This window comes from Arthrobacter sp. NPDC092385, from assembly GCF_044755105.1.
GTDB lineage: Bacteria > Actinomycetota > Actinomycetes > Actinomycetales > Micrococcaceae > Arthrobacter_D.
Window position 1 is genome coordinate 87,157 of sequence record NZ_JBIVQL010000005.1, and the last position, 21,047, is coordinate 108,203.

Sequence of the window (21,047 nt, forward strand, 5' to 3'; positions counted from 1 at the left end):
GGGGTGGCGCTCAGGCGGGCCGTGCCATCTCGTCCCGGGTGGGCGGGTTCGCGCCCGCTCGGGAGACGGTGATGGCTGCTGCACGGGCCGCGTACTGCAGCATGCCGGTCAGCTGTCCGAGGTGTATTCGGCGCAGCTCGTCGCGTCGATGGGCGCCGTCGAGTTCGAGGTCCACGAGGGCTCCCAGCAGGGCGGCCATGAAGGAGTCACCGGCGCCCACCGTGTCGACGACGCTGGTGGACGGCGCCGGCACGGATACCTCGCCCGCCCGGCACACGGCCCAGGGACCCTTCGACCCGCGCGTCACGACGACGACGGCGGCGCCGGCCTCGAGCCAGGCCCGCGCGGAGTCCTCGGGCGTACGGTCCGGGTACAGCCACTCGAGGTCCTCGTCGGACGCCTTCACGACGTCGGCCAGGGCCACGAACTTCTCCGCCTGGCCCCGCGCGAACGCGGCATCCCGGATGATGGTGGGCCTGCAGTTGGGATCGTACGTGACCGTGACGAGGGGGTGCGCCGCCGTCACGAGGGCCAGGACGTCGCCGGCCCCCGGAGCGAGCATCGTGGCGATCGAACCGGTGTGGAGCAGGGTGGTCCCGTCGAGGAGCGCGTCCTTCCGCGCCGCCAGTCCGGGAAGTTCCCACACCAGCCGGAAATCGTAGGACGCCCCGCCCGCGGGGTCCAGGCGCGCGGTGGCCACACTGGTGGGTGCGCCATCGGGCTCCACGGGGAAGGGTACGGAGTTGTCGCGCAGGTGTTCCTGGACCATGCGCCCGTAGGCGTCGTCCCCGTACCGTCCGACGAACTGGGCGGGATGGCCGAGGCGCGCCAGTCCCACGGCCACGTTCATGGGACTGCCCCCCACGTGGAAACGCATGGAGGCGGTGTCGCTGACGACTTCGTCGATGAGGGTTTCCCCGATAACAGTGAGCACTCCTTCAACGTACCAGCCCCCACCTGGCGCCGGCCCGGGCTCCTCCCCCGGCCGCCGCGAGCGCCAGGGGAATCACCGTTGTGCCTCCACCGGTATGGGCGCCGCGGTTGACAGACTGGAGGACGTTCCCCTCCACCCGGGCCTGCATGCCCCGCAGGCCACGCCCCAGGACACAGATGACACCCACCCCTACTGCCGCACGCCCGATTCCTGCCGGCCCGGAGCCGGTCGCCCGGCGGGTCCGCCCGTGGCTGACGCTCACCGCGCGGCGTGCCTCTTCCAATCGGAATGCCCGCAACCTGCTGGTCACCACGACCTTCGCGCTGGTCGCCATCGGTCTCATGATGGTGCTGTCGGCGTCCTCCGTGGAGCTCGTCGCCGTCGGCAAGTCACCGTTCGACACCTTCTACAAGCAGCTCATGTGGATGGGGATCGGCAGCGTGGCTCTCGTGGCCTGCGCCTTCGTCCCGTTGACCGCGTACCGCAGGATGTCCTGGCCCGTCCTGCTCGGCTCCTTCGCGTTCTCCCTGCTGGTGTTCACGCCCCTGGGCGTGGAGGTGCAGGGCAACAGGAACTGGATCGGCATCGGCCCGCTGACCGCCCAGCCGTCCGAATTCCTCAAGCTCAGCATCATCCTCTGGAGCGCCGCCGTCCTCACGCGGAAGGCGAGGCTGCTCGGCAACTGGAAGCACCTCGCCGTCCCGGTGGTACCGGGAGCGATGATCGCCTTCGGACTCGTCATCGCGGGCAAGGACCTCGGCACGGCCATGGTCCTCGCGCTCATCGCCGCCTCACTGCTCTTCTTCGCCGGAGCCAGCCCGAAGCTCTTCGTCATCGGCATCGCCGCCCTCGCCGCCCTCGGCGCACTCGCCGTCCTGTCCAGCCCGAACCGCATGCTGCGCATCTCCGCCTGGCTCGATCCGGCGGCGGAGGGAACGGCGGAGGGCCTCGGGTACCAGAGCGCCCAGGCACTGTACGGGCTGGCCGGTGGTGGCGTCTTCGGCGTCGGCGTGGGCCAGAGCCGGCAGAAGGTCAACTGGATCCCCGAAGCCCACAACGACTTCGTGTTCGCGATCCTCGGGGAGGAGCTCGGACTCGTCGGCGCCCTGATCGTCATCGTGCTGTTCGCCGTCCTGGCATATTCGATCTTCCGGATCTCCAGGCTCGCGAACGACCTCTTCGTCACCTACGTCTGCGGCGGCATCCTCGTCTGGATCATCGGGCAGGCCATCCTCAACATCGCCGTCGTCACCGGCCTGATGCCGGTCGTCGGCGTGCCCCTGCCCTTCATCTCCTACGGAGGATCCTCGATGGTGGCCGTCCTCGCCGCCGTCGGAGTGCTCATCTCCTGCTCGCGGGCCACCGACAGGGCGCCGTCCTTCGCCGCAGTACCGGGCTGATCCGCCGGGAGGGCCGTCCTGGCGGCGCGCTCCTACCCGGCGCGCTCCTACCCGGCGTCCGCCCGAACCCGGTGCCACCTGGGGGGAATCGGCTTCCCGCGGAACCGCCGCACGCTGTACACGATGAGCACCAGCGCGATGACCGATGATCCGATGAGGCTCACGCCCGTTCCGACACCCCCGAAAAGCCACCACTCGTCCTCGAGGAACCACCAGTCGGGAACTCCCGGCTGCAGGATCCACACGACACCGAGGCTCATGATGAAGAGCGCGCTGGCGCAGCTCGCAATGATGCGGGGGATGGTCTTCACCCCGAGCGCGGCCGCGTGGTAGGCGTTGGCCTTCAGCGGCTTGAGGTAGCGGCGCGCCCAGTGGTACTGCTGCGACAGGACCGCGAGGCCGGCCGCGACCATCAGGAGCCCGGGCCCGGGAAGCACGAGGGCAGCGACCCCTAGCACCACGAGGGTCCACCCGATGACCTCGATACCGGTGCGGCGGATCCATCCCGAGACCCGCTCTTTCGCTGCCATGCTCACAGGATGACACAGGAGGCTGAACAGTTACGACGCTCAGCAGGCTGCCGAACAGGCCGACGTGACAGCGGACAGCCCGGGGAACAAAGGGAAAGGTGCATGCGTTTGCATGGACATACCGGCGTATCTGGGCCGTTCCTACCGAGGAGGACAGCGTGACCGCACGAACCGAAGGTCTCCACCACGTCACCGCGATCGCGGGTGACCCGCAGAAGAACATCGACTTCTACATCAAGGGACTGGGGCTGCGCCTCGTCAAGAAGACCGTGAACTTCGACGACCCGGGCACCTACCACCTCTACTACGGCGACGAGTCAGGCCGTCCGGGCTCCCTGCTGACCTTCTTCCCCTGGCAGGGCATCCGCAGCGGGCGCGTGGGCAGCGGGCAGTCGACCACCACCGCGTTCTCCGTGCCGCAGGGAACCCTCGGCTGGTGGCAGGAGCACTTCAAGGCCATCGGCGTCGAGTCCGCCGTCTCCCGTGCCTCGTCCGAGGAGGAGCGCCTCTCGCTCCGGGACCCGGACGGGCTGCAGATCGACCTCGTGGCCTCGTCCGTCTCCGACCCCCGCAACCCGTGGGACTCCGCCTCCGTCCCCGCCGAGTACGCCGTGCGCGGCCAGCACTCCTCCGTCCTGACGGTCCAGGACCCCACGCGCACCCTCGAGACCCTGACACGCGACCTCGGCATGAGCATCCTCGCGGAGAAGGACGGCCGCTACCGCCTGAGCACGCACGACGGCGAGCCCGGCACTGTCGTCGACGTCGTCACGGACCCCCGCGGCGAGCGCGGCCTCGTGGCCGGTGGGACGGTGCACCACATCGCGTTCCGCGTCCCCGACCAGCAGACGCAGGAGGCATGGCGCCAGGAACTGGCCGAACGCGGGTACGGCGTGACGGCGATCCTCGACCGCCAGTACTTCACCTCCATCTACTTCCGCGAGCCCGGCGGAACGCTCCTGGAGATCGCGACGGACACCCCGGGCTTCGACATCGACGAACCACTGCTGGAACTCGGGCGCTCCCTGAAGCTGCCGCCATGGCTCGAGCCGAACCGCGAGGCCATCTCGCACGCGGTCGCCAGGATCGACCTGCCCGGCGAGAACAACCCCGCCATCCAGGCCTTCGTCAAGGACGGACGCCCATGACCACCACGCACGACTGGCCGCACCTGTTCGGTGCAGGCGAAACAGGCACCCCCGTGCTGCTGCTCCTGCACGGTACGGGCGGCACCGAACACGACCTCCTGCCGCTCGCGGAGCGCCTCGCACCCGGCGCCGGGTACCTCGCTCCGCGCGGTCCGGTCCGGGAGCACGGCATGAACCGATGGTTCCGCCGCTTCGGCGAGGGCAGGTTCGACGTCGACGACGTCGTCCGCCGCGCCGGTGAGCTCGCCGCCTTCATCGACTGGGCACGCACCCACTACGGCATCGCCGACCGCCCGCTCGTGGCCGTCGGCTTCTCCAACGGGGCGAACATCGCGCTCGCCACCGCGCTGCTCCACCCGGCCGCCGTGGCGAACGTCGTCGCATTCTCCGGCATGTATCCGCTGGAAGGGCGGACCATCGAGGCGGATCTCTCCGGCACGGCGGTCGCCCTGTTCAACGGGACGACCGACGCCATGGCCCCGACCGACAGCGTGGTCCGCGTCGGTTCAATCCTCGAGAGCCGCGGCGCCGAAGTAGACCGGAACGTCCGCGAGGGCGGCCACGGGATCCACCCCACCGAGATAGACGGCGCAGCCGCCTGGATCGCCTCCACCACGCAGAAGGCAGCCCCATGACCGAAGCAACCACCAGCACGGCGCACGGCGACCTCGCCACGAAGGCGGGCGTCCTCGCCGGCCTCCATGCCGCCCCCGAGATCCTGCAGGTCGTCAACGTCTGGGACGTCATCACCGCAAAGACCATCGCGGACATCCCCGGGACGAAGGCCCTCGCCACCGCGAGCCACTCCATCGCGGCGTCGCTCGGCTACGAGGACGGCGAGAACATCCCCGTGGCGGAGATGATCGCGGCCGTGGCACGCATCGCGGCCTCGACGGACCTCCCGGTCTCCGCGGACCTCGAGTCCGGCTACGGCGACCCCGGGGACACGGTCCGCAGGGCCATCGGCGTCGGCATCGTCGGAGCGAACATCGAGGACCAGATGCGGCCCCTGGCCGATGCCGTGGCGCAGATGGAGTCGGTCCTGAAGGCAGGGCAGTCCGAGGGCATCGACTTCGTGCTCAATGCCCGCACCGACGCCTTCGTGAAGGCCGGCGACCGCGACCCCGCGGACGTCCTGGCCGACGCCGTCGAGCGGGGCAGGGCGTACCTGGCTCTCGGTGCCACGAACGTGTTCGTCCCCGGCCTGCTCGACGAGAACGCGGTGACCACCCTGGTGGAGGCCTTCGGCCCCCGGCGCCTCAGCGTCATCAACGTGCCCGGCAGCCTCGCGCCCTCGCGCCTGCAGGAGCTCGGCGTCGCACGCATCTCCTACGGACCGTGGACCCAGCGCGTCGCGCTGACCGCGCTGGCGAACTCCGCGCGCGAACTGCTCGCCGACGGCGCCCTGCCCGAGGGCACCCTGCCGCTCAACTAGCCCCCTCGGACCCCGGTCGGCCCGCTGCGGGCCGGCCGGGGTTTGCTGCGCGGTCGAGCAGTGCGACGACCGCTTCCCACGCTTCGGAACCCGGGGTGATGACGGCGAAGTGGTCACCGGGCACCAGGACCAGTTCGGCCGTGGCCCCCGCTGCGGTCGCAGCCTCCACATAGCTCTCCGACTGGCTCAGGGGCACCGTGGTGTCCGTTGTCCCGTGCACGGCATGGACGGGGACCTCGAGCGGGATCGAGGACATCGGGTCCGCGAGCCGGTAGCGTTCGGGGTCCTCCGCCTCCGGGACGCCCAGCAGGTTCTCCACGGCACCGTCGCTCAACCCCAGCTCGCGGGCCTCGCGGAGGTTCAGCACCCCGGCCTGGCTCACGACGGCGGTGAGCGGCACCGCCGGTATCCCGGCGCCGGGCGTACCGGGCGGCAGCTTCGCCCGGCCCGCGGCCCATACCGCGAGGTGCCCCCCGGCCGAGTGGCCCAGCGCCGTCGTCGAACGGAGGTCGAGGCCGTGCTCCTGTGCGGCTGCGCCCAGGTGGTCGATCCCGGCGGCGACGTCGTCGAACGTGGCGGGCCAGCCGCCGCCGTCGCCCGCCCTCCGGTACTCGAGGTTCCAGCATGCCCAGCCCCGGGCGGCGAGATCCTGCGCAAGGGGCTCCCCGAGCTCCGCGCCGTAGGTGGACCGCCAGTAGCCGCCGTGGATGATGACGACGGCGCCTCGCGCGGCCGAGTCGCCGGACGGGAGGTAGAGGTCGGCGAACTGGCTGGGATCGCCGCCGTAGCGGTAGCGCTGCGGCGTCACCTTTTGCGCCGAGGGCCCTGTCCTGATGCCACAGGCCGCGAGGAGGGCGGCGCCGGCAGCGGCCAGCAGCCCCAGGACGGAGCGCCGACCCACGGGGTCCATACGATTCACAGGGGAAGCGTAACGGTCACCCGGGTTGGCTACGATGAAGACTCTTCAGGGAAAGGCACGGAACATGGGCGCGTGGGATGATCTCGACGAGCGGTTGAGGCCTGCCGTCGAGGCGCATACGCGGGAGTACGAGCGCGTCCGGCCTGCCCTCGACCGGGTCACCGCAGCCATGCGGGACAGCATCGAGGCGATCTTCGACGGGACCGACCTGAAACCGCTGTTCGTCACGGCGCGCACCAAGACCGTCGAATCCTTCCGCGACAAGGCCTCACGCACGCTGCCCTCGCCCGAAGCCGGCGCGCCGCCCGTGCTCGTGTTCCCCGATCCCATGCGCAACCTGACGGACCTGGTGGGCGTCCGCATCATCACCACGCTCCCGCACGAGGTGGACCTCGCCGCGAACCTGCTCAAGCGCCAGCGCAGCGAGTTCGACTGCCGCGGCGACCGCGAGAAGGACATCGGGTCCATCGAGTCGGGCACGTACGGCTACTCCAGCCGGCACCTGATCATGCGGACCATCCACAACGACGTCGTCCGAGCGTTCCAGCAGGCCGTGGACCCGGACACCAGGGCCGCCGGCAGCTACCTGTTCGAGGTGCAGGTGCGGACGGTCCTGGCCCACGCGTGGTCCGAGATCGAGCACGACATCCGGTTCAAGGCGTCCAACCCGAAAGCCTGGAGCCCCTACTTCGACCGCCAGTTCACCGGGACCGCGGCCATGCTCGAGACCGTGGAATCCGCGTTCGCCGAACTGCACGAGCGGTACGAGACCGTCACGGGGTTCTGGGACGAGGACGGCGAGGGCAGCGCGCCCCTGACGCCCAACCGCATCCGGGACGTGTGGCAGACCCTGCTGCCGCACGTGGACCGGAAAGCGGACGACAACTGGGGCTGGGCCGCCGAGCTCCTCGCCGCCCACGGACTGAAGACGACCCTCGAGTTCGTGTCCCTGCTGCAGGCCGACACCATCACCACCGTCCGCAAGGCGCTGGACCACCGCTACTCCCCCGGCCCGGACCGGCTCCTCGACGACATGCTGCTCTGGCACTACGGCGAGCGCCACATCGACCTCACCGCCGAGCCACGGGATGCGGACAGCACCCCGCGGCGGGACAGCCTGCAGCGCCGGTACCGGCAGATGGAGATCTACCGGGCGCAGCACCCGGGCGCCTGATCCCCGGGGCGGCGGGGGCAGGCGGGCCGGTGCCACGAGCAGCACGGACTCGTCCGCCCCGTTCCTCTCCCGGGCCCGCCGCAGTTCGTCCTCGTAGCCGGCACCGGCGCCGGGATACGGCGACGGCCGGCCCCTCAGGGAGCCGGCCGCCGCCGCGACTACTGCCGGGAGATCCGATGGATCAGGACTCGGACACCTGCGCCGCGAGGTTCGCCAGCGTCGAGTCGAGGGCTTCCCGCGGTACGGCGGGGAAGCTGATCGTCTTCAGCAGCTCCTTGTCCGTCACGGCGGACCAGTCGTAGGTGACGGAGACCTCGGTGGAGTCCGGGCCCGAGGGCTGCAGTTCCCACACCCACTCCCATCCCGGCGGGACCTCCCCGGCAGGAGCCGTCTTCCAGGCGAGCAGCTTGTTCGGGTCGTAGCCCACCACATGGTTGTCCGTCTGGTAATCACCGCCCATCTTGTCCCAGTTCTGGTTCATGGTGAACGTCTGTCCGACCGCCGTGATGCGGTCGGACTTGCTGTCCGACTGCACCATGCCCGAGCCGTCGAGCGCGGCGTGGTGGGCGGGATTGGACAGGATGTCGAAGATCGCACCCGCGGGTGCGTCGATGGTCCGGGTCGAGGAAATGCGGAACTCTGTCATACGGCGTTCTCCTTCTGGTCGTGGACGACGGGTTTTACTTCGCGTCGTCCGGCGAAGATTCGTCGAGCGTCCACCCGGTGATGGTCTCGAGGTCCTTCCCGGCATCGCGCGTGTACTGCCAGGCGCGCTGCCGCTGGTCCTGCAGGTCCTGCCGGAACCGGGCCTGGGTCGCTCCGAGGGTCGGCACGCGGTCGATCACGTCGATGGCGAGCTGGAACCGGTCGATCTGGTTCAGCATCGCCATGTCGAACGGCGTCGTCGTCGTGCCTTCCTCCTTGTAACCCCTAACATGCAGGTTCCCGTGGTTGTTCCGCCGGTAGGTCAGCCGATGGATCAGCCATGGGTAGCCGTGATAGGCGAAGACCACCGGCTTCGACGTCGTGAACAGGGTGTCGAACTCACGCGCGGACAGTCCGTGCGGGTGCTCGGTCTCGTCCTGCAGGCGCATCAGGTCCACGACGTTCACCACGCGGACCTTGAGCCCGGGGATGCCGGCCTTCAGCAGCCCCGCTGCCGCCACGGTCTCGAGGGTCGGCACGTCGCCCGCGCACCCGAGGACGACGTCGGGCTCCACGCCCGGTTCCTCCGATCCCGCGAAGTCGAAGATCCCGATCCCGCGCTTGACGTGCAGGTGCGCTTCTTCGGGTCCCAGCCAGGTGGGGGTCGGTTGCTTGCCCGTGACGATCACATTGACGGTGTCGCGGGTCTGCATGCAGTGCTCGGTGACCGCGAGCATCGTGTTGGCGTCCGGTGGCAGGTAGACCCGGATGATGTCCGCCTTCTTGTTGACCACGTGGTCGATGAACCCCGGGTCCTGATGCGAGAACCCGTTGTGGTCCTGCTGCCAGACGTGGCTGGAGAGCATGTAGTTGAACGAGGCGATGGGCCGGCGCCAGGACAGCTCGCGGTGCACCTTGAGCCACTTCGCGAACTGGTTGAACATCGAGTCGACGATGTGCACGAAGGCCTCGTAGCAATTGAAGACGCCGTGCCGGCCGGTCAGCAGGTACCCCTCGAGCCAGCCCTGGCAGAGATGCTCGCTGAGGACCTCCATGACGCGCCCGGAGCGCGCGAGGTGCTCATCGACGTCCTCGATGCGCGGCTCCCAGACCTTGTCCGTCACCTCGAACACCGCGGACAGCCGGTTCGACGCCGTCTCGTCCGGCCCGAACAAGCGGAAGTTGTGCGGATTGCGCTCGATGATGTCCCGCAGGTAGCCGCCCACCGTGATCATGGGGCTCACCTTCTCCGACCCCGGGTGCGAGACCTCCACGGCGTGATCCGCGTACGGGGGCAGCACGAGGTCCCGGAGGATCCGGCCGCCGTTGGCGTAGGGGGTCGCACTCATGCGCAGGTCGCCGTCGGGCGCGAGGTCCGCGATCTCGGGCCTCAGTTCCCCGTTCTCCGTGAACAGGGACACCGGGTCGTAGGAGCGCATCCACTCCTCGAGCTGGTGCAGGTGCGCCTCATCGGTGTGGATCTCCGACAGCGGCACCTGGTGGGCCCGCCAGGTCCCCTCCACCTGCTTGCCGTCCACCACGGCGGGGCCGGTCCAGCCCTTGGGTGAGCGCAGCACGATCATGGGCCACCTGGGAGCGGCGGCATCCGCACCCGTGGGGGACGTCCGCGCCTGCTCCTGGATGGCGTGGATGTCATCGATGCAGGCGTCGAGGACGGCGGCAAAGTCCCGGTGCGCTTCCTCCGTGGCCGAGGGATCCGACACCGTGACGAAGTGCGGATCGTACCCGTAGCCGTACATCAGCTGGCGGAGCTGCTCCTCCGGCATCCGCGCCAGCACCGTGGGGTTGGCGATCTTGTAGCCGTTGAGGTGCAGGATCGGCAGCACGGCACCGTCGACCGCCGGGTCCACGAAGCTGGTCGAATGCCAGCTCGTGGCCAGCGGCCCGGTCTCCGCCTCGCCGTCGCCGACCACGGCCGCGGCGATGAGCGTCGGGTTGTCGAAGACGGCACCGTAGGCGTGCGCGAGGGTGTAGCCGAGTTCTCCACCCTCATGGATGGAGCCGGGCGATTCGGGCGCCGCATGGGACGGGACGCCACCGGGGTAGCTGAACTGCTTGAACAGGGCGTTGAGACCGGCGCCGTCCTTGCCGATATGGCTGTAGACCTCCGAGTAGGTGCCCTCGAGCCAGGCGTTCGCCACGTTGGCCGGCCCGCCGTGTCCGGGCCCGGTCACGAACAGCATCTCCTGGCGGCGCTCGGAGATGACCCGGTTGAGGTGCGTGTAGACGAAGTTCAGTCCCGGGGTCGTCCCCCAGTGGCCGAGCAGCCGCGCCTTCACGTCCGCGCCCGCCAGCGGACGCGTCAGCAGCGCGTTGTCCCGCAGGTAGATCTGGCCTACCGAGATGTAGTTGGCAGCCCGCCACCACGCGTCCAACGCCGGGATATCAAGACTGGTCATATATGCCTCCTTGGTGATGCAACGGGACGGAACCGGGATATCAGAGTTCGACGACGACGTCGGACGGTGTCTTGTCCGGCCGCCACCCACGCCACACGGGGTGCCGCAGGCGGCCGGTGCCCGTGTGCTCGCTGTACTGGACCTCGCCCACGAGCGAGGGCCGGACCCAGTGGGCGTCGGACGCATCCGGGCCGGGCACGTCGCCGAGCGGTGCGGTCTTCCTGGCCAGCTTCTTGAGGCGCGCGCCCACCTCCGCGAGGTCACGCTCCGTGAGCCCGGAACCGACCCGCCCCACGTAGCGCAGGTCGACGCCGTCCGGAACGGCCACGAGCAGGGAGCCGACCTTCGAGGCGCGGGTGCCCTTGCCGGGCCGCCAACCCACCACCACGACCTCCTGCGTCCGCAGGTGCTTGATCTTCACCCACGACGACGACCGCGCGCCGGGCTGGTAATCGCTTGCGAGGCGCTTGGCCATGATGCCCTCGAGGCCCAACTGCCTGCTGGCCTCCACGGCTTCCTCGAGGGTCGCGTCCAGGGCCGGGGGCACCTGGATGTGCCCGTCCTCCGCCTCGTCGACCGCCTTCTCGAGCAGCTCCCGCCGCTGGCAGTACTCGAGCCCGGTCAAGTCGTTGCCGTCGAGTTCCAGCAGGTCGAACAGCATGAACCGGACAGGGGTCTTCCGGCGGGCAGCCTCGATCTCGGCGCGGTGCGTCAGCTTCATGCGTGTCTGCAGGAGGCTGAAGTCGGGCCTGCCCCGCGCGTTGAGCGCCACGATCTCGCCGTCGAGCACGGCGCTGTCGGCACTGAGGAACTCGCCGAGGTCCGCGAGCTCGGGGTAGGTGGGTGTGGCGTCGATCCCGTTGCGGCTGGCGAGCGAGACCTCGCCGTCCCGGACCGTCGCGATGCAGCGCACGCCGTCCCACTTCATCTCGTACGCCCAGGCCTCGGGATCAGGGATACCCTGCTCGGATCCGAGGGTGGCGAGCATGGGACGGAGGGCGCCCGCTCCTGCCTGGGGCGATGGGGCGGGCGCTTCCGCTGCGTCGTCCTGCCGCGCCGGACGCGCGCCGGCCGGACGCGCGGCGGCCGGACGCGCGGCGGCCGGACTCGCGGCGGCCGGACTCGCTGCAGCGTCCGTGTCTCCACGATCCCCGCCCGTCTCCTGCCGCGCCCCGGCGGGCTGGTCCTTCATGAGGTGGATCAGCCAGTTGCTCCTGCCGTTCGCTCCGCCGCCGGTGTTGATCAGGGCGTAACGCCGGACGGCGGTGCCACCCCGGGCGAGGCCTCCGTCCGGCTTCCCGTGAAGCGTGCAGATGACCTCCTTGCCGTCCCGCCACTTCTCCAGCTCATAGGTCCCGGCGTCCCAGATGGAAACCTCCCCGGCGCCGTATTCCCCCTTTGGAATACTTCCTTCGAACGAGCCGTAGTCGAGGGGGTGGTCCTCGGTCTGCACCGCGAGGTGGTTCTTGCTGGGCGTCAGGGGCGGGCCCTTGGGGATGGCCCACGAGACGAGCACGCCCTCACGCTCCAGCCGGAAGTCGTAGTGGAGGCGGCGGGCGTGATGCTCCTGGATCACGAAGCTGTTGCCTCCCGGCGGTCCCACCGATTCGGGGACCGGCTCGGGCGTCTTCGACGCATCGCGCATCGCCCGGTAGGTGGACAACCGGTCCGACGGGGCGCTTCCGCCATCCGCTCCGGCCGGTACGGGCCTCGTCACGGGAGCGAGGATGTCCCCCACGGTATCGATCCGCTGCAGGACCTCCCGGTAGTCGAGGTGACCGAGCCCCTCCTCCTCGAGTTCCTCCCAGGAGCGCGGCGCGGCGACGGTCGGCTCGAAGCGGCCGCGGAGCGAATAGGGGCTCACCGTCGTCTTGTTGGCGTTGTTCTGGCTCCAGTCGACGAGCACCTTGCCGGGGCGCAGCGCCTTCTTCATGTCGCTGACGGCGAGGTCCGGGTGGTCGGCCTCGAGGGCCCGCGCCAGTTCGTGCGTGACGGCGGACACCTGCTCCGAGGTCTGCCTGCCGTCCAGGGCGCAGTACAGGTGGATCCCCTTCGATCCGCTGGTGACGGGGAACGGCTCGAGCCCCATGTCCTGCAGGATGGGCCGGGCGAGCCGTGCCACCTCGGCGCATTCCGCGAGTCCCGCTCCGTTGCCGGGATCGAGGTCCAGCACCAGGCGGTCCGGGTCACCCCTGGCGCCGTCCGCGGCGAAACGCCACTGGGGTACATGGATCTCCAGTGCGGCGATCTGCCCCAGCCAGGTGAGCGTGGCGAGGTCGTCGACCATCGGGTAGACGTTGACGTGGTCCTTGTGCTGGATGGCGTTGCGCGGCACCCAGGCAGGAGCGTTGTCGTCGATGCTCTTCTGGAAGAACACCTGGCCCGGCTCCTGGGGGGTGCCCACGCCGTGGACCCAGCGCTTCCGCGTGACGGGGCGGTGGCTCGCATGCCGGATGAGGTGGGGGGCCACCGCCGCGTAGTACGCGAGCACGTCCCCCTTGGTGGTTCCCGTCGCCGGATACAGCACCTTGTCCAGGTTGGACAACCGGAGCGTACGCCCCTCCACCGTGACGGTCTGCTGCCGTGCCGAGGGTGGGGGAGCCATTCCCCCAGTCTTGACCGGATGCCCGCGGCGGTCCAGTACCGATTCCGGCGGAGCACCCCCGGCCGGAGGCGTCAGGGGTTAGGCCTGGTCGGCGAACTGCTCCCGGTAACGCGTCACGTAGACGTCCCACAGCGCCGGATCCTGCCCGAGGTTGCGCTTGTTGAGGAAGTCGTCGAGCCCGGCGATCGTCAGGTGCCAGCCGGCGGCCATGGTCGCGGAGTGCCGCGGACTGCCCGGAGTCAGGAGGAGTACGAGCTGCGTGCCGTTGTCGCCCGTCCGTGCCAGCTCCCAGCGCAGGCTGTCCGTCTCCCAGGTGTAGGCGAGCACCGAGGGCCGCTCGGCCTCCAGCACCGTGCCGCGCAGAGGCTTCTGGTCGACATAGCGGAAGAGGATCTCCTCGTCCTTGCGCGGCTCGAACTCCATCTCGCACGGGAACCAGTACTTCAGCTTGTCGGCCTCGGTCAGGTGCTTCCACAGGACGGTCGGGGGGAATGCGAACTGGAACTCCAGGCGCAGTACGGTGCCGCCGTCGTCGCTGGTGGTCTTGCTGACGATGGGCTCTACGGTCTCGGAAGTCACCCCCCAAGTCTAGGGGTGGGCGGCGGGCATCCTCTGGCCCGGTAAGCCTGCTTGGTGTTCACTTGACCCATGAGAGCCATCTGGAAGGGTGCGGTCGCGTTCGGCCTGGTCAACGTGCCGGTCAAGGTCTACAGCGCCACGGAGGACCACGACATCTCCCTGCACCAGGTGCACGACAGGGACGGCGGCCGCATCCGCTACCAGCGGCGCTGCGAGATCTGCGACGAGGTCGTGGATTTCAAGCACATCGACAAGGCGTACGACGACGGCGAGCACACGGTGGTCCTGACGGACGAGGACCTCTCATCCCTGCCGGTCGAGCGGAGCCGCGAGATCGAGGTGGTCGAGTTCGTACCGAGTGACCAGATCGACCCGATCATGTTCGACCGCGCCTACTTCCTCGAGCCCGACAGCACCTCGACCAAGGCCTACGTGCTGCTGCGGCGCACCCTCGAGGAGACGGACCGCACGGCGATCGTGCAGTTCTCCCTCCGCCAGAAGAGCCGCCTCGCCGCACTGCGCGTCCGCGGCGACGTCCTGATGCTCCAGACGCTGCTGTGGGACGACGAGGTGCGGGAGGCGTCGTTTCCCTCCCTCGAGGAGAAGGTGCGCATCTCCGCGAAGGAGAAGCAGATGTCCGCGGCACTCGTCGAATCCTTCTCCACCGACTTCGATCCGGAGAACTTCACCGACGACTACCAGGTCCAGCTGCGCACCCTGATCGACGCGAAGATCGAGCAGGGCGACACCATCGACACCGAGGCGACCTTCGGCGCGGACAAGGACGAGGACGACGGCGACAACGTGCTGGACCTCATGGAGGCACTGCGCCGCAGCGTGGAGAAGAACCGGGAGAAGAAGGCGGGCACCAAGAAGGCAGCCGCCACCTCCAAGCAGAAGGGCGCATGATGGGATTCTTCACCGACAGCCTCGGCCGCCAGACCGTCGCGCAGAAGCCGAACGCCCCGATCCTGGGGTGGGCACTGCTCGGGGCCGCCTCCTTCATGGCGCTCGAGCACAGGAACCGCGAGCGCCTGCGCCTCGCGAGCTCGGTGTGCCTGGCGGTCTGGGCGGCACTCGAGGTCATCTCGGGGCGGAGCGGTTTCCGGCGCAGCGCCGGGGCGCTGACGCTGTCCTGGCTCATGCGCAGGCGCTGACGCCCCTCCGCCCGGGGCCCTAGCGCTGCTCGAAGGCGTCCGGGACGCCGTCGTGGTCGGCGTCGATGCGCTCCAGCTCCTCGATCTCCCGGTACCGCTTGTTGCGGAGGCGGAGCACGACGGCGGCGGCGAGCGCCGCGATGAGGGAACCGCTGAGAATGGCCACCTTGGCGTGATCGTCCTCGGGCGTTCCCTGCCCGAAGCCGAGTTCGCTGATGAGCAGGCTCACGGTGAAGCCGACCCCCGCGAGGATCGCCACGCCGAGGATGTCGATCCAGGCCAGGTCCGGGTCGAGGCTCGCCCTCGTGGTCTTCGTGACGGCGAGGGTGGCCAGCAGGATCCCGAGGGGCTTGCCGAGAACGAGGGCCACCATGATGCCGATCGCGATCGGATCCGTCACCGCCCTGACGAGTCCTTCGAATCCGCCGATGGCGACACCTGCGGAGAAGAAGGCGAAGACCGGCACCGCGAATCCCGCCGACAGCGGCCGGATGGCGTGTTCGAGGGTGTCGGCCAGCCCGTCGGGAGTGACATCGTGCGCCTGCGTGGGCCCGTGGTCGTCCTCGACGCCGATCGGCGTGATCCCGACGTCGCCCGCAGCGGGCTTCGTGCCCTTGGGCAGCACGGGGATCGCGAAGCCGAGCAGCACCCCGGCGACCGTGGCATGGACCCCGGACTCGTGCACGAACGCCCACACCACGAACCCGAGGGGGAGGAGGATGACCCAGGGCGCCCAGGCGCGGCGCTGGAAGAAGGCGGGGAACCGCTGCGCCAGGAACGCGTAGAGCGCCAGCGGGATGATCGCGAACAGCAGGGGCGATACCTCGATGTCCTCCGAGTAGAAGAACGCGATGATGCTGATGGCCAGGAGGTCGTCGACGACGGCGAGCGTCAGCAGGAAGATGCGCAGCGCACTCGGCAGGTGGGATCCGACGACGGCGAGGACGGCCACGGCGAAGGCGATGTCCGTCGCGGTCGGGATGGCCCAGCCGCGCAGCGCCTCGGGTCCCGCGCCGAGGGTGATGGCCACGTAGACCAGCGCCGGCACGATGACCCCGCCGAGCGCAGCGGCGATCGGCACGATGGCGCGATCGAACTTCCGGAGGTCCCCCGCGACGAACTCACGCTTCAGTTCGAGACCCGCGAGGAAGAAGAAGATGGCGAGCAGCCCGTCCGCCGCCCACGCACCGACACTCAGTTCGAGGTGCCAGGGCTCGTAGCCGAACCGGAAGTCCCTCACCGCGAAGTAGGCGTCCGCCGCCGGGGAGTTGGCCAGGATGAGGGCCAGGACGGTGGCGACCAGGAGAAGCGCCCCGCCGACGGTCTCCTTGCGCAGGATGCTCGTGATGCGCAGGTGCTCGGGGTAGCTGCTGCGGGTGAAGACATGGCTGCCGGGTGGAGCCGGCGACGAGGATGCGGGAGTGGGATCGGGAGTCATGGAATTCCTTCGGTCGGGCGCGCTCATGGGAGCGCCGACCAGACTTCCCGGCTCACCAGAGCTTCCAGCCTAGCCTCCCCGGCGCCATCCCGCCCCTTCCCGTACCGGATCAGCAGCACGGAGAGTGGCTTGCGTGCTACCGCCGGCTACTCCAGGGGGAGGTTCTCCCGGCGCAGCAGCTTCGCGAGGTGCTCTGCGTTGCGGACGGCACCCGCGACCGCCTTGTGGGCGCCGTCCTCGTTGCCCACGACGGCGACTACGGCCACCTTGCCGGCCATGACGGGGCGCGCAGGCGTTGCAGCCGCTGACGGGAGTTCGGCGACGCTCGCCCGGACGATGGATGGCCGACGGTCCTCACCCTCCGAGGGCGCGGGGCAGGTCGGTGATCGAGGGCACCTCGGAATCGGGGGCCGTCATCGCGGGAGGATAGGGCGAGCCGTCCCGGTTCAGCCAGGCTGTCCGGAGCCCTGCCCGCGCAGCTCCGTCGATGTCCCAGGGGTGGACGGCGACGAGCACGACGTCGCCCGCCTCCCTGTGCAGGGCACCGAGGGCGTAGGCGTAGGACTCGGGCGCGGGCTTCCAGCGCGGCGCGTCCTCGACCGACAGGACGGCGAGGACCTGGTCCCGGACACCGGCCCGTTCCAGCAGTGCCTCGGCCGTCGCCGTCGCGCCGTTGGTCAGCACGGCGACACCGAAGCCCGCGGAAGCCAGGGCACGGATGCCCTCTCCGACATCCGGGTGCACGGCGAGCCCCTGCAGCGCCGACATGATGTGGGCGACCGCGTCGTCGAGGTCCCGGTTGAGGATCTGGCCCGCGAGGACCGCCCGCAACGCACCCTCGGCGACCTCCCGGAAGGCAGGGTTCTGCCCGACGGCGGCGAGCGCGAAACCATCCCGGAGCACCGAGGCGAACCAGAGCGCGGCCAGCTGCGGAGGCGCGCCGATCTCCTCGAAGTGCTGGGACAGGGGATCCAGGTCCGACAGGGTGCCGTTGACGTCGAACAGCACCACGGGCAGCGCCATTACTGGCGGTACCCCTCCACCTGGCCGATGGGACGGGCATCGGCATCGGCGGGATCCTCACCGGCATCGGCCTTCGCACGGCGCTGGCGGAGCAGGTCCCAGCACTGGTCGAGATCCTCCTCGACGCGCTTCAGCCGGGCCGCGTGATCCTGGTGCTCCGCGCCGGCTCCGGAGTCCTGGGGCTGGTCGCGGAGGTCGTGCTCCTCCTGTACGAGTGCCTGGATGCGCTGCAGGAGGTCCTGGTTGTCCATGGTGCGGTCCCTTCGTCGTTGCCGTGCGGGCATGAGCGGATGATCAGCATGCTTTCCTTCAGGCTACTGAGGCCACGGACCGATGACCAGCGCACGGCGGCGCGACGTGCGGCGCCTGAATTTGGCGCGGCGCCCGGATGGCCTAAGCTATGGGAGAACCAATTGCCTGTGTAGCTCAGTCTGGTAGAGCATCCGCTTCACACGCGGAAGGCCCGGGGATCGAGGCCCCGCGCAGGCACGAGGATCGGCTGGAGACAGCACAGCAGAAGGCCCGTACCGATTCGTCGGTACGGGCCTTCTGCTTCTGTGCGTTCGTTCAGGGCGAACATCTTCCCCTTAGCACTCGAAGGGTCCGAGTGCTAACATTTTTCGTAGTTGAGCGGAGGGCGCTCAACTCAGGAGAAGAACCACCACCCGGTGGCACATGCGAAGGAGTTGTTTCCCATGGCCATGAAATTCGATCCGTTCCGCGAGCTGGACCGCGTTGCCGGCGCCCTGCTGGAGAGCCGTCCCGGTCTCCGTCTCATGCCGATGGACCTCTACCGCGAGAAGGACCACTACATCCTCTCCGCGGACCTCCCGGGCATCGATCCCGGCTCGGTCGACATCGACGTCGACGGCCAGCTCCTCACCATCCGTGCCGAGCGCACGCTCCGCGGCGCCGAGGGCGTCAAGTGGCTGACCCGCGAACGTGAGAGCGGCTCGTTCCTGCGCCAGCTCAACCTGGGCCAGGGCATCGACACGGAGGGGATCTCGGCCCGCTACGAGAACGGGGTCCTCAACGTGATGATCCCCGTCAGTGAGCGCGCCAAGCCCCGCAAGATCGAGATCGTCAGCGGAGAATCCTCCGCTGCGGTCCAGTCGGCGACTGTCGAGGCCCCCGACGCCGGACGCCAGGGGGCCGTCGAGGCGTAGCCCCTCTTCGCCACCTCCAGGACCCCCGGGCTTCCGCCCGGGGGTCCTGCCGTCGAGGCACGCCTCCGCTCGTCTCCGCCCAGATTTTCCTTGCGGGCCGCCGGGCCGGGTGCGAAGGATGGAGCCATGGACTTCACACCGAGCAAGGCAATCGTCACCGGCTCCGACTCCGGCATCGGCCGGGCCACAGCCATCGCCCTCGCGGCAGCGGGCTGCGATGTCGGCGTCACCTGGCACTCCGACCAGGAGGGCGCGGAGGAGACCGCGCGCCTCGTGCGGGAGAAGGGCGTGCGCGCCGCCGTCGCACAGCTCGACACCACGGACGCGCCGGCGTGCGGCGACGTCGTCGACCAGCTCGCGAAGGAGCTCGGCGGGCTCGATGTCTTCGTCAACAACGCGGGCGTCAATGGCGGCACCATGTTCATGGAGACGGACTGGGACACCTGGCGCGGCACCATGGGCGCCAACCTCGACGGCGCCTTCGTCTGCCTGCAGCGCGCGGCCCGCCACATGATCGACGGCGGCAGGGGCGGGCGCATCATCGCCGTCACCAGCGTCCACCAGGAGCAGCCGCGCGTGGGATCGGCCGCCTACGACGCCTCCAAGCACGGTCTCGGGGGCCTCATCCGGACCATCGCCCTCGAACTCGCAGACCGCGGCATCACCGCGAATGCCGTCCTGCCCGGCGAGATCAACACCCCGATGAACGACTCCGAGGAGCAGGATCCGCACACCATGGACAGGCCCGGAATCCCGCTGGGCCGGCCGGGCGCCCCGGAGGAGATCGCCGACGTCGTCGCCTTCCTCGCCTCCGGTGCCTCCAGCTACGTCAACGGCGCCTCGTTCGTGGTCGACGGCGGCATGCTCCTCATGGGACCGCAGGCAGGCTCCCACCTCACCAGCGGGGACTGGCGCACCCTCTGACCCCGCAGGGACGCGACAACCTTCAGCGGGCGTTCATGCGGCGTTCAGGAGCCGTGGCTAGCGTGGGAAGCCCGGAACCTCCCGAAAGGCCCGCCATGGATACTCCCCTCACCCCGACCACCGATTCCCAGACGCAGGACTGGTCGGGCTTCAAGCGCGGCGAGCACGTCACCCTCCAGCACGTGGCCGGTGCACAGCTCCGCGGTGTCCTCGACATGAGGACCGACGACTCCTCCGTGGTGTGGATCCAGCTGCACGACGGCGGTGGCCGCCGCCTCGTGCACAGGGGCGACGGCTACCGCCTCCGCCGGGGGTAGGCCGTAGCCGCACCCGCCGGTCCACCCGCTGTCCACCTTGGGTTCACCATTTAGCCACCTGTAACGTTGCTCCGGTGAGAACCCGAGCCACCCTGTCACTGTCCCTCGCCGTCGCCCTCGGCCTGACCGCCTGCGGCTCCGACTACCCCCTCGGCGCTGAGCAGGAAGCCGCGGCGCAGCGCGGGGACACGAGCCTGCAGGGTGCCGTGACCGCCTCCGGGTCATCCGCGCAGGGACCGGCCATGGACGCCTGGCGCTCGGGGTTCGCAACCCTGTACCCGCGCGCACAGGTGCAGTATTCCCCCGACGGCTCGGGAGCGGGCCGCGGCGCCCTGCTCGCGGGAGCCGTGGGATTCGCCGGATCGGACGCGTATCTCAGCGACGAGGAGCTCGCCGAATCCACCGAGGCCTGCGGGCCGGGCGGCGCCTTCAACATCCCTGCCTACGTCTCGCCGATCAGCGTCGCCTTCAACCTGCCCGGCATCTCCCGGCTGGACCTCGACGCCGCCACCGTGGCGCGCATCTTCCGCGGTGAGATCACCACGTGGAACGATCCAGCCATCGCGGCGCAGAACGACGTCGACCTCCCCGCACTGCCGATCTCGGCAGTGAGCAGGTCCGACGACTCCGGCACCACCGAGAACTTCACGGACTACCTCCACGCCGTGGTCCCCGACATCTGGGCGGAGGAGCCCGACGGGACCTGGCCGTCGGAGCTCGAGAACGAGAACGCCAAGGGCAATGCGGGCGTGGTCAGCACGGTGGCCGGCACCGTGGGCGCGGTGACGTACGCCGACGACTCCGCCGTCGGTGATCCGCTCGGGCGCGTGGCCCTCAAGGTCGGCGAGGCCTACGTGCCGGTGAGTTCCGAGGCGGCCGCTGCCGCCGTCGACCTCGCGACCCGCGTCCCGGGCCGCGAGGACTACGACATCGCCCTGGATCTCGATCGGACCACCACCGAACCCGGCGTCTACCCGCTGGTCCTGGTGTCCTACCACGTGTACTGCGCGCGCTACGAGAACGAGGCGACGGCCGCCGTCGTGCGCGCCTTCGGCACCTACGCGGTCAGCGCGGAAGGACAGGCCGAAGCCGCCGAAGCCGCGAAGAGCTCACCCATCTCGCCGGAGCTCTCCCGGCAGGCCACCGACGCGATCGGAACGATCGCCGTGGGCGACATCCCCTAGGACACCGGCCAAAGAGGACGAGGCGGACCCTGAAGGGGTCCGCCTCGTC

21 protein-coding genes and 1 tRNA gene are annotated in these 21,047 nt (G+C 69.7%); 12 read left to right on the top strand and 10 right to left on the bottom strand.

What is annotated here, in order from left to right:
* Positions 1 to 10: 10 nt before the first annotated feature.
* The gene (locus ACIQCY_RS08125) at positions 11 to 934 is read right to left on the bottom strand and encodes a carbohydrate kinase (protein ID WP_400483395.1); all 924 of its coding nucleotides are present in this window, start codon (positions 932 to 934) and stop codon (positions 11 to 13) included.
* A gap of 176 nt (positions 935 to 1,110) precedes the next feature.
* Here ACIQCY_RS08125 and ftsW point away from each other — a divergent pair, with 176 nt between their 5' ends.
* The gene (gene ftsW, locus ACIQCY_RS08130) at positions 1,111 to 2,334 is read left to right on the top strand and encodes a putative lipid II flippase FtsW (RefSeq protein ID WP_400483396.1); all 1,224 of its coding nucleotides are present in this window, start codon (positions 1,111 to 1,113) and stop codon (positions 2,332 to 2,334) included.
* Positions 2,335 to 2,381: 47 nt separating this feature from the next.
* Here the strand turns inward: ftsW and ACIQCY_RS08135 are convergent, their stop codons facing one another.
* Positions 2,382 to 2,864, bottom strand: a complete 483-nt coding sequence (locus tag ACIQCY_RS08135; protein ID WP_400483397.1) for a PGPGW domain-containing protein — start codon at positions 2,862 to 2,864, stop codon at positions 2,382 to 2,384.
* A 158-nt stretch (positions 2,865 to 3,022) separates the two neighbouring features.
* Here ACIQCY_RS08135 and ACIQCY_RS08140 point away from each other — a divergent pair, with 158 nt between their 5' ends.
* Genes ACIQCY_RS08140 through ACIQCY_RS08150 form a run of 3 tightly spaced genes read left to right on the top strand, consistent with a single transcriptional unit; the run spans position 3,023 to position 5,447 of the window.
* Positions 3,023 to 4,012: a ring-cleaving dioxygenase gene (locus ACIQCY_RS08140; protein ID WP_400483398.1), complete on the top strand. Its 990-nt coding sequence runs from the start codon at positions 3,023 to 3,025 to the stop codon at positions 4,010 to 4,012.
* Positions 4,009 to 4,647, top strand: coding sequence for an alpha/beta hydrolase (locus ACIQCY_RS08145; protein WP_400483399.1), 639 nt, complete (start codon positions 4,009 to 4,011; stop codon positions 4,645 to 4,647). Before ACIQCY_RS08140 ends, ACIQCY_RS08145 begins: the two co-directional genes overlap by 4 nt.
* Entirely contained in the window at positions 4,644 to 5,447 is an 804-nt protein-coding gene (locus ACIQCY_RS08150) for an isocitrate lyase/phosphoenolpyruvate mutase family protein (protein WP_400483400.1), read from the top strand. Before ACIQCY_RS08145 ends, ACIQCY_RS08150 begins: the two co-directional genes overlap by 4 nt.
* Here ACIQCY_RS08150 and ACIQCY_RS08155 read toward each other — a convergent pair.
* Positions 5,440 to 6,357: an alpha/beta hydrolase gene (locus ACIQCY_RS08155; protein ID WP_400483564.1), complete on the bottom strand. Its 918-nt coding sequence runs from the start codon at positions 6,355 to 6,357 to the stop codon at positions 5,440 to 5,442. The two genes, ACIQCY_RS08150 and ACIQCY_RS08155, sit on opposite strands and share 8 nt — an antisense overlap.
* Before the next feature lie 43 nt (positions 6,358 to 6,400).
* Here ACIQCY_RS08155 and ACIQCY_RS08160 point away from each other — a divergent pair, with 43 nt between their 5' ends.
* A complete protein-coding gene (locus ACIQCY_RS08160; RefSeq protein WP_400483401.1) occupies positions 6,401 to 7,540 on the top strand; it encodes a GTP pyrophosphokinase family protein in 1,140 nt (379 codons plus the stop codon).
* A 181-nt stretch (positions 7,541 to 7,721) separates the two neighbouring features.
* Here the strand turns inward: ACIQCY_RS08160 and ACIQCY_RS08165 are convergent, their stop codons facing one another.
* The 4 genes from ACIQCY_RS08165 to ACIQCY_RS08180 all read right to left on the bottom strand — a co-directional run bounded on the left by ACIQCY_RS08165 (position 7,722) and on the right by ACIQCY_RS08180 (position 13,789).
* Positions 7,722 to 8,186: an SRPBCC family protein gene (locus ACIQCY_RS08165; protein ID WP_400483402.1), complete on the bottom strand. Its 465-nt coding sequence runs from the start codon at positions 8,184 to 8,186 to the stop codon at positions 7,722 to 7,724.
* Positions 8,187 to 8,220: 34 nt separating this feature from the next.
* Entirely contained in the window at positions 8,221 to 10,605 is a 2,385-nt protein-coding gene (locus tag ACIQCY_RS08170; RefSeq protein ID WP_400483403.1) for a phosphoketolase, read from the bottom strand.
* 40 nt (positions 10,606 to 10,645) lie between these two features.
* On the bottom strand, positions 10,646 to 13,210 hold the full coding sequence (locus ACIQCY_RS08175; protein ID WP_400483404.1) for an ATP-dependent DNA ligase: 2,565 nt from the start codon (positions 13,208 to 13,210) through the stop codon (positions 10,646 to 10,648).
* A 78-nt stretch (positions 13,211 to 13,288) separates the two neighbouring features.
* Positions 13,289 to 13,789, bottom strand: a complete 501-nt coding sequence (locus ACIQCY_RS08180; protein WP_400483405.1) for an SRPBCC domain-containing protein — start codon at positions 13,787 to 13,789, stop codon at positions 13,289 to 13,291.
* Between the two features lie 69 nt (positions 13,790 to 13,858).
* Here ACIQCY_RS08180 and ACIQCY_RS08185 point away from each other — a divergent pair, with 69 nt between their 5' ends.
* Positions 13,859 to 14,698, top strand: a complete 840-nt coding sequence (locus tag ACIQCY_RS08185; protein WP_400483406.1) for a Ku protein — start codon at positions 13,859 to 13,861, stop codon at positions 14,696 to 14,698.
* Positions 14,695 to 14,946 carry a hypothetical protein gene (locus ACIQCY_RS08190; protein ID WP_400483407.1) on the top strand — a complete coding sequence of 84 codons (252 nt, stop codon included), beginning with the start codon at positions 14,695 to 14,697 and terminating at the stop codon, positions 14,944 to 14,946. The genes ACIQCY_RS08185 and ACIQCY_RS08190 overlap by 4 nt, the downstream gene beginning before the upstream one ends.
* Positions 14,947 to 14,965: 19 nt before the next feature.
* On the opposite strand, the gene nhaA is transcribed toward ACIQCY_RS08190, so the two are convergent.
* The 3 genes from nhaA to ACIQCY_RS08205 all read right to left on the bottom strand — a co-directional run bounded on the left by nhaA (position 14,966) and on the right by ACIQCY_RS08205 (position 17,658).
* Complete coding sequence (gene nhaA, locus ACIQCY_RS08195) at positions 14,966 to 16,384, bottom strand: Na+/H+ antiporter NhaA (RefSeq protein WP_400483408.1); 1,419 nt, start codon at positions 16,382 to 16,384, stop codon at positions 14,966 to 14,968.
* Positions 16,385 to 16,738: 354 nt separating this feature from the next.
* Positions 16,739 to 17,407 (bottom strand): haloacid dehalogenase type II, encoded by a 669-nt coding sequence (locus ACIQCY_RS08200; protein WP_400483409.1) that lies wholly within the window; start codon positions 17,405 to 17,407, stop codon positions 16,739 to 16,741.
* Positions 17,407 to 17,658 carry a DUF2630 family protein gene (locus tag ACIQCY_RS08205; RefSeq protein WP_400483410.1) on the bottom strand — a complete coding sequence of 84 codons (252 nt, stop codon included), beginning with the start codon at positions 17,656 to 17,658 and terminating at the stop codon, positions 17,407 to 17,409. Before ACIQCY_RS08205 ends, ACIQCY_RS08200 begins: the two co-directional genes overlap by 1 nt.
* Positions 17,659 to 17,822: 164 nt before the next feature.
* Between ACIQCY_RS08205 and ACIQCY_RS08210 the strand changes: the two genes are divergently transcribed.
* The 5 genes from ACIQCY_RS08210 to pstS all read left to right on the top strand — a co-directional run bounded on the left by ACIQCY_RS08210 (position 17,823) and on the right by pstS (position 20,998).
* Positions 17,823 to 17,896: transfer RNA gene (locus tag ACIQCY_RS08210), tRNA-Val, on the top strand.
* 206 nt (positions 17,897 to 18,102) lie between these two features.
* Entirely contained in the window at positions 18,103 to 18,573 is a 471-nt protein-coding gene (locus ACIQCY_RS08215; protein WP_400483411.1) for an Hsp20/alpha crystallin family protein, read from the top strand.
* Between the two features lie 126 nt (positions 18,574 to 18,699).
* The gene (locus ACIQCY_RS08220; RefSeq protein WP_400483412.1) at positions 18,700 to 19,497 is read left to right on the top strand and encodes an SDR family oxidoreductase; all 798 of its coding nucleotides are present in this window, start codon (positions 18,700 to 18,702) and stop codon (positions 19,495 to 19,497) included.
* Between the two features lie 95 nt (positions 19,498 to 19,592).
* Positions 19,593 to 19,814, top strand: coding sequence for a hypothetical protein (locus tag ACIQCY_RS08225; protein WP_400483413.1), 222 nt, complete (start codon positions 19,593 to 19,595; stop codon positions 19,812 to 19,814).
* 74 nt (positions 19,815 to 19,888) lie between these two features.
* A complete protein-coding gene (pstS, locus tag ACIQCY_RS08230; protein ID WP_400483414.1) occupies positions 19,889 to 20,998 on the top strand; it encodes a phosphate ABC transporter substrate-binding protein PstS in 1,110 nt (369 codons plus the stop codon).
* Positions 20,999 to 21,047: the final 49 nt, after the last annotated feature.

What these genes read in the sequence shown, in the direction of transcription:
- ftsW (WP_400483396.1), top strand. Translation starts at nt 1,111, where the DNA reads ATGACACCCACCCCTACTGCCGCACGCCCGATTCCTGCCGGCCCGGAG.
- ACIQCY_RS08135 (WP_400483397.1), bottom strand. Translation starts at nt 2,864, where the DNA reads ATGGCAGCGAAAGAGCGGGTCTCGGGATGGATCCGCCGCACCGGTATC.
- ACIQCY_RS08145 (WP_400483399.1), top strand. Translation starts at nt 4,009, where the DNA reads ATGACCACCACGCACGACTGGCCGCACCTGTTCGGTGCAGGCGAAACA.
- ACIQCY_RS08150 (WP_400483400.1), top strand. Translation starts at nt 4,644, where the DNA reads ATGACCGAAGCAACCACCAGCACGGCGCACGGCGACCTCGCCACGAAG.
- ACIQCY_RS08155 (WP_400483564.1), bottom strand. Translation starts at nt 6,357, where the DNA reads ATGGACCCCGTGGGTCGGCGCTCCGTCCTGGGGCTGCTGGCCGCTGCC.
- ACIQCY_RS08160 (WP_400483401.1), top strand. Translation starts at nt 6,401, where the DNA reads ATGAAGACTCTTCAGGGAAAGGCACGGAACATGGGCGCGTGGGATGAT.
- ACIQCY_RS08165 (WP_400483402.1), bottom strand. Translation starts at nt 8,186, where the DNA reads ATGACAGAGTTCCGCATTTCCTCGACCCGGACCATCGACGCACCCGCG.
- ACIQCY_RS08170 (WP_400483403.1), bottom strand. Translation starts at nt 10,605, where the DNA reads ATGACCAGTCTTGATATCCCGGCGTTGGACGCGTGGTGGCGGGCTGCC.
- ACIQCY_RS08175 (WP_400483404.1), bottom strand. Translation starts at nt 13,210, where the DNA reads ATGGCTCCCCCACCCTCGGCACGGCAGCAGACCGTCACGGTGGAGGGG.
- ACIQCY_RS08185 (WP_400483406.1), top strand. Translation starts at nt 13,859, where the DNA reads ATGAGAGCCATCTGGAAGGGTGCGGTCGCGTTCGGCCTGGTCAACGTG.
- ACIQCY_RS08190 (WP_400483407.1), top strand. Translation starts at nt 14,695, where the DNA reads ATGATGGGATTCTTCACCGACAGCCTCGGCCGCCAGACCGTCGCGCAG.
- nhaA (WP_400483408.1), bottom strand. Translation starts at nt 16,384, where the DNA reads ATGACTCCCGATCCCACTCCCGCATCCTCGTCGCCGGCTCCACCCGGC.
- ACIQCY_RS08200 (WP_400483409.1), bottom strand. Translation starts at nt 17,407, where the DNA reads ATGGCGCTGCCCGTGGTGCTGTTCGACGTCAACGGCACCCTGTCGGAC.
- ACIQCY_RS08205 (WP_400483410.1), bottom strand. Translation starts at nt 17,658, where the DNA reads ATGGACAACCAGGACCTCCTGCAGCGCATCCAGGCACTCGTACAGGAG.
- ACIQCY_RS08215 (WP_400483411.1), top strand. Translation starts at nt 18,103, where the DNA reads ATGGCCATGAAATTCGATCCGTTCCGCGAGCTGGACCGCGTTGCCGGC.
- ACIQCY_RS08220 (WP_400483412.1), top strand. Translation starts at nt 18,700, where the DNA reads ATGGACTTCACACCGAGCAAGGCAATCGTCACCGGCTCCGACTCCGGC.
- ACIQCY_RS08225 (WP_400483413.1), top strand. Translation starts at nt 19,593, where the DNA reads ATGGATACTCCCCTCACCCCGACCACCGATTCCCAGACGCAGGACTGG.